General features: G+C 56.1%; 10 protein-coding genes. 4 read left to right on the plus strand and 6 right to left on the minus strand.

The features are described 5' to 3' along the window. The first annotated feature begins 25 nt into the window (after positions 1–25). Positions 26–748 (plus strand): osmolarity response regulator transcription factor OmpR, encoded by a 723-nt coding sequence (gene ompR / locus GYRE_RS06285; protein ID WP_006817564.1) that lies wholly within the window; start codon positions 26–28, stop codon positions 746–748. Beyond that, positions 745–2,094 (plus strand): two-component system sensor histidine kinase EnvZ, encoded by a 1,350-nt coding sequence (gene envZ, locus GYRE_RS06290; RefSeq protein WP_006817563.1) that lies wholly within the window; start codon positions 745–747, stop codon positions 2,092–2,094. Before ompR ends, envZ begins: the two co-directional genes overlap by 4 nt. Before the next feature lie 73 nt (positions 2,095–2,167). On the opposite strand, the gene pckA is transcribed toward envZ, so the two are convergent. The 5 genes from pckA to GYRE_RS06315 form a co-directional block, all read right to left on the minus strand. Then, a complete protein-coding gene (gene pckA / locus GYRE_RS06295; RefSeq protein ID WP_038253887.1) occupies positions 2,168–3,784 on the minus strand; it encodes a phosphoenolpyruvate carboxykinase (ATP) in 1,617 nt (538 codons plus the stop codon). Between the two features lie 347 nt (positions 3,785–4,131). Then, positions 4,132–5,010 (minus strand): Hsp33 family molecular chaperone HslO, encoded by an 879-nt coding sequence (gene hslO / locus GYRE_RS06300; RefSeq protein WP_006817560.1) that lies wholly within the window; start codon positions 5,008–5,010, stop codon positions 4,132–4,134. A gap of 24 nt (positions 5,011–5,034) precedes the next feature. Beyond that, positions 5,035–5,436 carry a ribosome-associated heat shock protein Hsp15 gene (hslR, locus tag GYRE_RS06305; protein ID WP_006817559.1) on the minus strand — a complete coding sequence of 134 codons (402 nt, stop codon included), beginning with the start codon at positions 5,434–5,436 and terminating at the stop codon, positions 5,035–5,037. Positions 5,437–5,438: 2 nt separating this feature from the next. After that, entirely contained in the window at positions 5,439–6,116 is a 678-nt protein-coding gene (gene yrfG, locus GYRE_RS06310) for a GMP/IMP nucleotidase (RefSeq protein WP_006817558.1), read from the minus strand. A 60-nt stretch (positions 6,117–6,176) separates the two neighbouring features. Further along, positions 6,177–8,306, minus strand: coding sequence for an intracellular growth attenuator family protein (locus GYRE_RS06315; protein ID WP_038253890.1), 2,130 nt, complete (start codon positions 8,304–8,306; stop codon positions 6,177–6,179). 319 nt (positions 8,307–8,625) lie between these two features. On the opposite strand from GYRE_RS06315, the gene nudE reads away from it, so the two are divergent. Next, on the plus strand, positions 8,626–9,186 hold the full coding sequence (gene nudE / locus GYRE_RS06320) for an ADP compounds hydrolase NudE (protein WP_006817556.1): 561 nt from the start codon (positions 8,626–8,628) through the stop codon (positions 9,184–9,186). A 45-nt stretch (positions 9,187–9,231) separates the two neighbouring features. Here nudE and mrcA read toward each other — a convergent pair whose 3' ends face one another. Beyond that, positions 9,232–11,784 carry a peptidoglycan glycosyltransferase/peptidoglycan DD-transpeptidase MrcA gene (gene mrcA / locus GYRE_RS06325; protein ID WP_038253892.1) on the minus strand — a complete coding sequence of 851 codons (2,553 nt, stop codon included), beginning with the start codon at positions 11,782–11,784 and terminating at the stop codon, positions 9,232–9,234. Between the two features lie 119 nt (positions 11,785–11,903). On the opposite strand from mrcA, the gene GYRE_RS24455 reads away from it, so the two are divergent. Further along, the gene (locus GYRE_RS24455; RefSeq protein ID WP_038253893.1) at positions 11,904–12,653 is read left to right on the plus strand and encodes a type IV pilus biogenesis protein PilM; all 750 of its coding nucleotides are present in this window, start codon (positions 11,904–11,906) and stop codon (positions 12,651–12,653) included. Position 12,654 lies beyond the last annotated feature (1 nt).

Genomic DNA, 12,654 nt, shown 5'->3' on the forward strand with positions numbered 1-12,654 from the left:
ACTATCCGAACCTTTGGGAGTACGAATGATGCAAGAGAACTATAAGATCCTTGTTGTGGATGACGACATGCGTCTGCGTGCGCTACTTGAACGTTATCTGACAGAGCAGGGCTTCCAGGTTCGTAGCGTGGCAAACGCCGAACAGATGGACAGGCTGCTGACCCGTGAATCTTTCCACCTGATGGTGCTGGATCTAATGCTGCCTGGCGAAGATGGCCTTTCTATCTGCCGTCGTCTGCGTAGCCAAAGTAACCCAATGCCGATCATCATGGTCACGGCGAAAGGGGAAGAAGTGGACCGTATCGTGGGCCTGGAAATTGGTGCCGACGACTACATTCCAAAACCGTTTAACCCGCGTGAACTGCTGGCACGTATCCGTGCGGTGCTGCGTCGTCAGGCGAACGAACTGCCGGGCGCGCCTTCTCAGGAAGAAGCGGTTATTGCTTTCGGTAAGTTCAAGCTGAACCTCGGTACACGCGAGATGTTCCGTGAAGACGAGCCGATGCCGCTCACCAGCGGTGAGTTCGCCGTTCTGAAGGCGCTCGTCAGCCACCCGCGTGAGCCGCTGTCCCGTGACAAGCTGATGAACCTTGCCCGTGGTCGTGAATACTCCGCGATGGAGCGTTCCATCGACGTACAGATCTCCCGCCTGCGTCGCATGGTGGAAGAGGACCCGGCGCATCCGCGCTATATCCAGACCGTATGGGGCCTGGGCTACGTATTTGTCCCGGACGGTTCTAAAGCATGAGGCGAATGCGCTTCTCACCGCGAAGTTCGTTTGCCCGCACGTTGTTACTTATCGTCACCTTGCTGTTCGTCAGCCTGGTGACGACTTACCTTGTGGTGCTGAACTTCGCTATTCTGCCGAGCCTCCAGCAGTTTAATAAGGTCCTGGCATACGAAGTCCGTATGCTAATGACCGATAAGCTGCAGCTGGAGGACGGTACTCAGCTCGTGGTGCCCCCGGCCTTCCGCCGGGAGATCTACCGTGAGCTGGGGATTTCACTCTATTCCGATGAAGCGGCTGAAGACGCGGGGCTGCGCTGGGCGCAGCACTATGAGTTTTTAAGCCAGCAGATGGCACAGCAGCTGGGTGGCCCGACCGAAGTGCGCGTCGAGGTTAACAAAAGCTCGCCGGTCGTCTGGCTCAAGACCTGGCTTTCCCCCAATATCTGGGTACGCGTACCGCTAACCGAAATTCATCAGGGTGATTTCTCGCCGCTGTTCCGTTATACGCTGGCCATTATGCTGCTGGCGATAGGTGGTGCCTGGCTGTTTATCCGCATACAGAACCGACCCCTGGTCGATCTTGAGCATGCTGCGTTGCAGGTCGGTAAGGGGATTATTCCGCCGCCGCTGCGCGAATATGGCGCCTCGGAGGTGCGCTCGGTGACCCGTGCGTTTAACCATATGGCAGCGGGTGTGAAGCAGCTTGCGGATGACCGTACCCTGCTAATGGCGGGCGTCAGCCACGATCTGCGTACACCGTTAACCCGCATTCGTCTGGCAACAGAGATGATGAGCGTTGAAGATGGTTATCTCGCCGAATCCATCAATAAGGATATCGAAGAGTGTAATGCCATCATCGAACAGTTCATCGACTACCTGCGCACCGGGCAGGAGATGCCGATGGAGCTCGCCGACCTTAACGCCGTACTGGGCGAAGTCGTCGCGGCAGAAAGCGGTTATGAGCGTGAAATTGATACCGAGTTGCAGGCCGGTGAGATTGCGGTGCGGATGCATCCGTTATCCATCAAGCGTGCGGTTGCCAATATGGTGGTGAACGCGGCGCGCTACGGCAATGGATGGATCAAGGTCAGCAGCGGGAGTGAACCGAATCGCGCCTGGTTCCAGGTGGAAGATGACGGCCCGGGGATCAAGCCCGAGCAGCGTAAGCACCTGTTCCAGCCGTTTGTTCGCGGCGACAGCGCGCGCAGCACCAGCGGTACGGGGCTCGGTCTGGCGATTGTGCAGCGTATTATCGATAACCATAACGGTCTGCTGGAAATTGGCACCAGCGAACGGGGTGGCTTGTTGATTCGCGCCTGGCTACCGATTCCGGTATCGCGCATCGCGGGACAGAAAGAGAGTTAATACGATGGTTGCCCTCTCCCACCGGGAGAGGGCGAGAAAACGAAAAACGGCAACTTGCGTTGCCGTTTTGTTTTTACCTTGGTCCTGCACTTACCAGCGCTTCACCTGCCGGCGTATCGGTATACTTCTCAAAGTTCTCAATAAACAGCTTCGCCAGCGTTTCCGCTTTTTCCTGCCACTGTTCCGGCGAACCGTAAGTATTACGCGGGTCGAGGATGTGGGTGTCTACACCTGGCAGCTCGGTTGGGATCTGCAGGTCAAACATCGGCAGCGTGAACGTCTCGGCGTTGTCGAGAGAGCCGTTGAGGATAGCGTCGATAATCGCGCGGGTATCTTTGATAGAGATACGTTTGCCGGTTCCGTTCCAGCCGGTATTCACCAGGTATGCCTGCGCGCCTGCAGCCTGCATCCGTTTCACCAGCACTTCAGCGTACTGAGTCGGGTGCAGTGCGAGGAACGCGGCGCCAAAGCAGGCGGAGAAGGTTGGCGTCGGTTCGGTTACGCCGCGCTCGGTGCCTGCCAGTTTGGCGGTAAAGCCGGAAAGGAAGTGGTACTGGGTCTGGTCAGCGGTCAGACGTGATACCGGCGGCAGAACGCCAAAGGCGTCGGCGGTCAGGAAGATAACTTTTGTCGCGTGACCTGCTTTCGACACCGGCTTAACGATGTTGTCGATGTGGTAAAGCGGGTAAGAGACTCGGGTGTTCTCGGTTTTCGACGCGTCGTCGAAATCGATAGAGCCGTCGGTGCGAACGGTGACGTTTTCCAGCAGCGCATCGCGGCGGATGGCACCGTAAATGTCTGGCTCAGCTTCTTTCGACAGACGAATGGTTTTCGCATAGCAGCCGCCTTCAAAGTTAAAGACGCCGTCGTCGTCCCAGCCGTGCTCGTCGTCGCCAATCAGGCGGCGCTTCGGATCGGTGGAAAGCGTGGTTTTACCGGTGCCGGAGAGGCCAAAGAACACCGCAACATCACCTTTTTCGCCCACGTTTGCCGAGCAGTGCATGGAGGCAATGCCCTTCAGCGGCAGCAGGTAGTTCATGATCGAGAACATCCCTTTCTTCATCTCGCCGCCGTACCAGGTGCCACCGATGAGCTGAATACGCTCGGTCAGGTTAAAGGCAACGAAGTTTTCGGAGTTGAGACCCTGCTCTTTCCACTGCGGGTTAACGCACTTCGCGCCGTTCATGACGATAAAGTCAGGCTTGAAGGTCGCGAGGTCTTCGTCAGACGGGCGGATGAACATGTTCTTCACGAAATGCGCCTGCCAGGCCACTTCGGTAATAAAACGAACAGACAGACGGGTGTCAGCGTTGGCGCCACAGTAAGCGTCAACCACGAACAGGCGTTTGCCAGAAAGCTGGTGGGTCACAAGCCCTTTGAGGTGGTTCCAGGTCTCCGTAGAGAGAGGTTTGTTGTCGTTCTTACCTTTGCCCTTATCAGCCCACCACACGGTGTCACGGGTGGTGTCGTCACGGACAATGTACTTATCCTTCGGCGAACGTCCGGTGAAGATACCGGTGTCAACGGCGATAGCGCCAAGATTCGTCAACGTCCCACGCTCGTAACCTTCCAGGTTGGGGTTGAGCTCTTCCTGATACAGCGTATCGTAATCGGGGTTGTAGACGACTTCCTGAACGTCGTTGATTCCATAAGCCTTGAGATCTTGCGGGGTTAAACCTTTAACGCGCATTTCACTGCTCCTTAGCCAAGATGTACTGCCAATAATATTAGGGTTGTTAGGGGGCTGCTGACCGCGACCAGGCTCATAGATTTACGTATCGGGACAAGCGTCTGACTTACGAAAAACTCTGTGACTCCTGTCACGAAGGAGACAGATTATGGCAGGAATGGCGCTTTATTTGGGGGAAATGTTCTTATTTGGTTAACAAATGGTTTAATTAACTGCATTAATGTGAATGTAATCGCATTCATGAAAGAAAATGACGAAATACTTTCATGGAAAATCGATTCACTTCGCGGGGGGAATAGCACGATTTGTACTCTCCCCGGGCGGGAAGAGTACAGAAACAACACCGATTAGTGAACCTGCGGATCGGCAGGGGAGGCGTTGTTGCGGATCTCCGCGATATCCATCGCGTTGAACACGTAGTGACTGCCGCAGTAGTCGCAGTGCATGTCAATTTCGCCTTCATCGGCCAGGATGCTGTTGATCTCTTCATCCGGCAGCGTTTTCAGCGCACCAGCACAACGCTCGCGCGAGCAGGTGCATTTGAATTCTACATCCTGCGGCTCGTACAGGGTGACTTCTTCTTCATGGTACAGACGCCACAGTACGTCGTTCGCCGGCAGTGAGAACAGCTCTTCCGCTTTGATGGTTTCCGTTAAGGTCGCCAGATGGTCGAAATCATTGGTCTGTGCGTCCTGAGCAGGCATCACCTGCAGCAGCATACCGCCAGCCGCCAGCTTCCCGTTGTGCTCGCCGGTACGAATGAACAGACGCGTTGGCAGCTGCTCTGAACGCTGGAAGTAATCTTCCAGACATTCTGCCAGGGTTTCACCTTCCAGACCCACCACACCTTGATAGCGCTCACCTTCTTCCGGAGAAATGGTGATAACCAGGTAGCCGTTACCCACCAGCGTTTTCAGGGTGGCGTCTTCCGCTACTTCGCCCTGCACGCGCGCGACGCCGCGCAGCTGCTGCTTGTTATTCCCGTTGATGACGGCGAGGGTCATCGGGCCATCGCCCTGCAGCTGTACGGTGATATCACCGGCAAACTTCAGAGTTGCGGTCAGCAGGCTGGTGGCTACCAGCAGCTCAGACAGTACCTGCTTTACCGGCTGCGGATACTGATGGTTGGTAAGGATCTGATCCAGGGTTTCAGACACCGTCACCAGTTCACCGCGTACGGCATAGTTTTCAAACAGATAGCGGTGTAATTGATCGTGTTGAGTCATTATCTTCTCTCTTACGGGTGACGATTATTCGTTCTCACCGTGTTTAAATCGCATCAGGTCACGGCGCTCTTTTTTGTCCGGCCTTCTGTCCGGGTGCGGCATCGTCAGCGCGTTCATTTTTCGCGCCAGCGCGACTTTCTCGCGTTTCTCGATGCTCTCAGGTGTCTCTTCATACAGCGTGACGGCCTCGCTTGCGGGACGTCGCTGTTCGGTGACGGCTTTCACCACCACCGTGCGCTCATCGTTTCCCTGACGAAGCGTGAGGATGGCATTTACTTCCACCATCTTGCTGGGTTTACTGCGCTGACCGTTGTAGTGGACCTTGCCACCATCAACCATCTCTCGCGCCAGCGCCCGCGTTTTGTAAAAGCGGGCCGCCCAGAGCCACTTGTCCAGCCTGACGCCGTCAGTGGGTTTCTCTTTCATGGTCACTCCTTCACGGTGAGTGAAGGGATTAGCGTTCGGTAATCATTCAGCCCCGGATGGCGCTCGTAGCGTTTCTCTGCCGCTCCGGAGTCGGGATTGGTGATGCCGAGGCAGTAGCGAATGCCAAATTTGGCTGCCGCATCGAGAATAGGCTCACTGTCGTCAACGAACAGCGTTTTGTCCGCCGACAAGCCGGTCTCTTCTGCCACTGCGCGCCACAGTCGCTGATCCTCTTTCGGATAACCAAATGTGTGGGTGGAAAGTAATAAATCAAGGTGTGAGTCGAGACCCGTGTGCTCAAGCTTCACCGCCAGGTTATGCGGATGCGCGTTAGTCAGCAGAATACGGCGTTTTCCACAGCGCTTCAGGGCATCGAGAAACGGCACGGTATCTTCGCGCAGTACCGCCCTTGGCCCCTGTGCGGTGGTCATGGCGCAGATATCCAGACCCAGGCGTTCGCTCCAGTAATCAAGACAGTACCAGTTTAGCGTATGCTGCACGGCATGGTACTCCTGACGAATCACCGCTTGTGCCTCTTCCGCGGTAATACCGTGCAGGGCGCCGTAGGTTTCCGGAACCAGTTTTAACCAGAAGTGACTGTCAAACGCGAGATCGAGCAGCGTGCCGTCCATATCGAGCAATACGGTATCGACATCCTGCCAGGCGATATCTAAATGCATGGTAAGACTCCAGCGGGAAGAAATGCGCGACAGATTATCACAACCTGTCGCACAGCTGTGTTACTCGTGGGTGTCCGGGGAAGGAATGAGTACCGGGTTATGGCAGCTTTCGTAATACTGTTGAATTTCTTCCAGACGGGTCCGATGTCGCTGGTAGCGACGCACGGCCTGGAATCCGCTGTAGACAGTACAAGCGAGCATCGCCAGCATCAGCAGCGTCGTGCCAAGATATCGCCAGAGTCCGGCACTATCCGGAATACGATGCAGGTTGACGTGGCGAGTGCCGTTGGCGTCGGTGTACAGATTGGTAATGATGCCTTCTGCCTTGAACGGGGTATGCATCAGCATTTCCGCCAGGCGCTGAAATTCCGTCCACTGTTCGTGGGCCGGATAGTCATACAGCGCAACGGAAGGATAAGGCTGGGAGACCAGATCGCTGCCTTCATCGCTGCTGATGAGGAAGCCACCCGGTGCCGGGCTATTGAGCGCCTGCGCAGCCCGTGCGGTTTCACGCATCACGAACGGTGCGGTAGAAGTATTCACCAGGTTATCGAGTGATTCGGCGCTAACCGGGCGCAATAGCACGTTAATCCCGTCGAGCTTACCCTGGCTTGCACGGCGGGTGAGGGTATCCCAGTCCTTGGTATTGCCCAGGTTCACGAGCGCATTCTTCAGACGCACACACTCATCCTCACTGGCGCAGAGATCTTTGGTTTTTAGCACGATGTCCGCGAAATCATCCAGCAGCACCATCCCGGATTTCTGAATAGCTGAGCGCAGCGCCGGGCTGACGCGCGAGTTGTCGTCGGGGGTAGGGTGTAGCTGGCGGTTAAGGGCCTGCACAAGCGCAGTGGCTTTGGTCACCACCTCAGACTCTGGCAGCGGCAGCGGCGGCGCGTCGTTCCAGATAATCTGCGAGCAATCAAAGGGCATAAACGGCGAGCTATCCTGCGCGGTCCAGCTTCCCGGGGAGTGGATGTTACACATCCCGGTCCCCTGGATCCGCAGGGTATCGCCCACCCGCAGGCCCGATTTCTCCAGCTGATTCACCGTCGTCGCTTCAATGGTTTGTGCTCCCTTAAGCCACGACAGGGTAAATTTGAACGGCATATTCAGCGGCACGCTAATCCACAGCATGATGACGATAAGCAGAGCGCCGCCGGCGATGATGGCGCTGCGCAGCCAGTGCTGCAACGGGAAGTTTTTGACTTCATCATGCAGCGACAGGAAGCGTCCCTGACGCGCTACATGACGGTCGAGATAGATATCGACGTCCGTCTGCTGGCCCAGGTCATTGGCAATCCATGGCTGCCAGTGGCGCGGATAGATGAGATCGATAATACCGAGCGAAATGTTATTCAGCTGTTCCTGGTTGTTTTCACCAAACAGCCCCCAGCGTTTTGGCGTACCGCGCAGACAGTGGATCTCACGTAGCGTGGTTTTAGCCGGCGGTGCGAAGAGGCCCCACAGCCCCGCGACCAGCAGCAGGAGTCCACCACCGAGTAACCACAGGGCAAAGACGTCTGGCGTAATCAGGCAAAAGTAAAACAGCAGAAAGGCGCTGACAATCAGCACCGCTTCACGCAGGCCATCAGGGCGGTTCAGCGCATGCTCTTCCCGGGTTTCCTGACGAATGTTGAGCAGCTCAATTTGCTCACTCTCCTCGCCACGAATCGATGCCTGAGTGGAGGAGATATTTTCCAGCGCATTGTGATGCGCTTCATGCCGATATTCGCTCAGGGTATGGCCGTTCAGGGCGATAACCAGCGGCAGCGAATCGGTGTAGATTAGCTCAACGCTGTTTTCGTCATTAATATACTGCTCCCAGAAAGGTGGCAGATGTACTTCAACAGAGTCAAGGAAGTAGCGCCATTTATTGGGATCGTCGGTGGTAATACCGTAGCGGGTGATTGCCCGGGTGATGGCAAAAACGGTGCCGCTCTGGGCATTCAGCGTCATTACTGCAGGTGCGATGCTGGCACCAGAGGCCAGTACCTGTTGGGTACGGTTCAGCTCTTCAAGATAGTTCTCTGCGACCTGGCGTTCATCTTCAGTCAGTTTACGTGTTGCTGCACCGGCGAAAGCATGGAGCCAGGGAAGGCGACGACGCTGCGGGCGGCACAGGAATATCCATCCCACACACACTGCGCAGGCCACTAACGCGGCAATAAAGGTTAAGAAGGTGCCCATGCTTTTCCCATTTTACTTTTTCTTACAGGTTTCGTCGGTTGCATATTTACAGTTAACGTGAGCCCGTAGTTAGCTATCGGCACGTATCGCATAGATCTTAAAGGTAAATTCCACTTAGTCGCAATGTACGAGCTTATCAGAGCATGTCAATGGCGGAAATCAGCAAATTCTCAATTGGCTTTCAAGCTATTGACTTTTTGATGTAAATGAGGGATTGATTATTAAGTTACAAAAATGTAAAGAAAGGGCAATTCACATTGCCGAAACCGTGCGGCATGTCGCACAATGATGCCTGTCATCACAGCAAAGACCCATCACAATGAGCAAATCATTACAAAAGCCAGTCATTCTGAATGTTGAAACCGTCGCGCGCTCTCGGTTATTCAATGTCGAAAGTGTGGATCTGGAGTTCAGCAACGGCGTGCGCCGCGTATACGAGCGTATGCGCCCCTCCACCCGGGAAGCGGTAATGATTGTTCCCATTGTTGACGATCACCTGATCCTTATCCGTGAATATGCCGTCGGCACCGAATCTTACGAGCTGGGTTTCTCGAAAGGATTGATTGATCCGGGCGAAAACGTCTATGAGGCCGCGAACCGCGAGCTGAAAGAGGAAGTGGGGTTTGGTGCGAACAGCCTGACTTTTCTGAAGAAGCTCAGCATGGCACCCTCTTATTTCTCCAGCAAAATGAACATCGTGGTGGCGGAAGATTTATATCCGGAATCGCTGCCAGGCGATGAACCCGAGCCGCTGCCGCAGGAGCGTTGGCCGCTGGCGCATCTGATGGACCTACTGGAAGAGCCTGATTTCCACGAAGCACGCAACGTGAGTGCGCTGTTCCTGGTGCGTGAATGGTTGAAAGGACAGGGACGGCTGTAACGTTTCCCGACAGAAAGAAAAAAGGCGCCAGAGGCGCCTTTTTGTTTAGAACAGTTCGTGTGACTCACCATTATCAATAATGGTGGTCCCCACCTCGTGCACCGCCTGCTGCGTTGGCTGCGTGCCCTCGATGAAGTACTCGGCACGGCTGTTGCCGCCGTTGGCGAGCTGGCCGGTACTGCGGTCGATATTGATGGTGACGACGCCCGGCGGTGGCGTCAGTGGTTGCTGAGGAACGCCTGCCAGCACGGCTTTCATGAAATCATCCCATGCAGGCTGCGCGCTCTTGGCCCCGCCTTCGTAACCGGAAATCTGGTCCTTAATCGCACCAGATGCGGTTGTACGGCCCAGGTCGCGGCGGTGATCGTCGAAACCAATCCACACCGACGTTACTACATCCGGGCCATACCCTGAGAACCACGCATCTTTCGAGCTGTTGGTGGTCCCGGTTTTACCCCCGATGTCATTACGCTGCAGGTCACGGCCCGCACGCCAGCCGGTACCCTGCCAGCCTGGTTCACCGAAGATGTTGGTGTTCAGCGCGCTCTTAATCAGGAATGCCAGCGGTGTGCCAATGACGTGCGGCGCATACTCCTGGCTGCCGGTCTGGGCGACGAGCGACTGGTTTGCCTGTTCCAGCTGCGGCATCGGGACGTTTGAATTCTGCGGCTCCTGAGAAATGGCAACGTCTTCGACGTCTTTGTTCTCGAGTACGTCAGATTTTGGCGTATCACCGTAGATCACCGGCAGGTTGCAGCTCGGGCATGCGATTTTTGGTTTCGCTTCAAACAGAACGCCGCCCTGGTCATTTTCTATTTTGGCAATGTAGTACGGGTCAACAAGGAACCCACCGTTTGCCATAACCGAATACCCACGAGCCACCTGCAGCGGGGTAAACGAAGCCGAGCCCAGCGCCAGCGATTCGGTGTGCACGATGTTCTGTGCCGGGAAACCGAAGCGCTGCAGATATTCTGCGGCATAGTCAACGCCCATCGCGCGCATCGCGCGGACCATCACCACGTTTTTCGATTGACCCAGACCCTGACGTAAACGAATAGGGCCTGCGTATTGCGCCGGGGAGTTCTTCGGTCGCCAGTCAGAACCCGCACCGGCATCCCAGCGAGAGATAGGCACGTCGTTCAGGATGCTGGCGAGCGTCAGACCTTTGTCCATAGCGGCGGTATAGAGGAATGGTTTGATGTTGGAACCGACCTGGCGCAGCGCCTGGGTAGCACGGTTAAACTTGCTCTGGTTGAAGTCAAAACCGCCCACCAGTGCGATGATGGCACCGTTCTGCGGATTGATGGAGACCAGCGCTGAGTTCACATCAGGAACCTGGGAGAGCCACCAGGCGTCGCCCACGCGGCGAACCCACACCTGCTGACCGGCCTGCACGACATCGGTCACTTTACGCGGCGTTGCCCCCTGCAGGGTATCGGAACGGTACGGACGCGCCCAGCGCATGCCGTCCATTTTGAGCGAGACGGAAGTACCGTCTGACAGCATCGCGGTGGCTTCCTGCGGGTTTGCGGCGGTGATCACGGCCGCAGCCAGCGGGCCATAGCTCGGTAAACTCTTCAGCGAATCGGTGATTTGTTTGCTGCCCCACGGCGTTTCACCCACTTTCCACAGCACATTGGAAGGGCCCCGATAGCCGTGGCGCATATCGTAATCCATCACGTTTTTACGCACCGCATCCTGCGCCGCAAGCTGCGATTTACGGGTGATGGTGGTGTAAACACGATAGCCGTCTTCATAGGCCTGTTCGCCGTAGCGACCAACCAGATCCTGGCGCACCATTTCTGTCAGGTACGGCGCGGAGAAGGCGATTTCTGGTGCATGGTAGCGTGCATCAATCGGCTGACGAATGGCTTCGTCGTACTGCGTCTGCGTGATGTAGCCTTCGCTCTGCATACGCGACAGCACCACGTTGCGGCGGGCGGTTGCGCGATCCATGGAGTACAGCGGGTTAAAGGTTGACGGTGCCTTTGGCAGACCGGCAATCACCGCCATTTCGCTGAGCGTTAGCTGATCGACCGTTTTACCGAAGTAAACCTGTGCGGCTGCCCCCACGCCGTAAGCGCGGTAGCCGAGGTAGATCTTGTTCAGGTACAGCTCAAGGATTTCATCTTTATTCAACAGCTGCTCGATGCGGATCGCGAGGAAGGCCTCTTTGATCTTACGCATCAGGGTCTTTTCCGGGCTCAGGAAGAAGTTACGCGCCAGCTGCTGGGTAATGGTGCTGGCACCCTGAGAGGCGTGACCGGAGAACAGCGCGACGCTTGCCGCACGGAAGATCCCCACCGGATCGACGCCGTGATGCTCGTAGAAGCGGCTGTCTTCGGTAGCAATAAAGGCCTTCACCAGCTGCGGGGGCATCTGGTTCAGGGTGACAGGAATGCGTCGCTTCTCGCCGTACTGAGCAATTAGCTCACCGTCGGCGCTGTATACCTGCATCGGGATCTGCAGACGCACGTCCTTGAGCGTGGCAACGTCAGGGAGTTGCGGCTCAATATACTTGTAGAGGCCATAAATCGAGCCTGCTCCCAGCAGAATGCAACAGACTGCAAGGATCAATAAATACTTTACGAACTTCACCGGAGATTTCCCATTTAGTGTCATTTGGGCAGTTTATAAACAAACGCGCGGTAGTATAAAGGCAAGCCTGATGCATTGATATAGCCGCAAATGTTACGGCTGATAAGGAGATCGGAAATATGGCATTCAGGTGCTGGCAGGTTGGTGTGCATATTCAGGAGCACCACGTCGCGATTGTGGCACTCTCGCAGGAGAAGATGGGGTGGGCATTGCGGCGCTGGTGGTGGATTTCGCTGCGAGAGGGTAAGACCCTGGTAGAGACGCTGCGCGGCTGGCGTCGTGAACTCCCGTATTGGCATAACGTGGCCATGGCGTTTCCCGCCAATCGAACGCTGCAAAAGCGTGTCCCTCAACCTTCGGCAGCACTGCGTGAGACTGAGCGCGAACAGTGGATGGCGCATGCTGTTGCACAGCGTCTGGAAATGGCGCCTGAAGACCTCTGCTTTGACTACAAACTTGCCGAGCCTGCCGGTGAATACTGCGTGACGGCCGTGCGGCGCCGCGAGGTCGAAGCACTTCGCCAGACCGCGCGCTCCCTGAACCTACAGCTTTCTGTTGTTTCACCAGATGCCAGTGCGCTGCAGAATTTCTTTCCTTTTTTATCGGCGCAGGAGCCGTGCATCATCTGGCAGGGGGAGGAACACTGGCTGTGGGCAACCCGCGAGGCCTGGGGAACCACGCCGCGAGCCCAATCCACGTCCGTCTCGAGCTTACTGGAGCATATCCCGGGGCAACCCGCGAGTGCCGCGTTGTGCTCCTCGGAAAGCGGGCAGTTCGATCCATGGACCCTCCTGAGTCAACAACAGCCGCCGCTACCCGCCTGCCGCACGCCGTTTGCCGTCGCCATTGCGCTGGCGCTGGGAGTGTGAG

Source organism: Yokenella regensburgei ATCC 49455 (genome assembly GCF_000735455.1).
Classification (GTDB): domain Bacteria; phylum Pseudomonadota; class Gammaproteobacteria; order Enterobacterales; family Enterobacteriaceae; genus Yokenella; species Yokenella regensburgei.

Bases quoted from the DNA above. Each gene is read 5' to 3' on its own strand.
- ompR (WP_006817564.1), top strand. From the start codon at position 26: ATGATGCAAGAGAACTATAAGATCCTTGTTGTGGATGACGACATGCGT.
- envZ (WP_006817563.1), top strand. From the start codon at position 745: ATGAGGCGAATGCGCTTCTCACCGCGAAGTTCGTTTGCCCGCACGTTG.
- pckA (WP_038253887.1), bottom strand. From the start codon at position 3,784: ATGCGCGTTAAAGGTTTAACCCCGCAAGATCTCAAGGCTTATGGAATC.
- hslO (WP_006817560.1), bottom strand. From the start codon at position 5,010: ATGACTCAACACGATCAATTACACCGCTATCTGTTTGAAAACTATGCC.
- hslR (WP_006817559.1), bottom strand. From the start codon at position 5,436: ATGAAAGAGAAACCCACTGACGGCGTCAGGCTGGACAAGTGGCTCTGG.
- yrfG (WP_006817558.1), bottom strand. From the start codon at position 6,116: ATGCATTTAGATATCGCCTGGCAGGATGTCGATACCGTATTGCTCGAT.
- GYRE_RS06315 (WP_038253890.1), bottom strand. From the start codon at position 8,306: ATGGGCACCTTCTTAACCTTTATTGCCGCGTTAGTGGCCTGCGCAGTG.
- nudE (WP_006817556.1), top strand. From the start codon at position 8,626: ATGAGCAAATCATTACAAAAGCCAGTCATTCTGAATGTTGAAACCGTC.
- GYRE_RS24455 (WP_038253893.1), top strand. From the start codon at position 11,904: ATGGCATTCAGGTGCTGGCAGGTTGGTGTGCATATTCAGGAGCACCAC.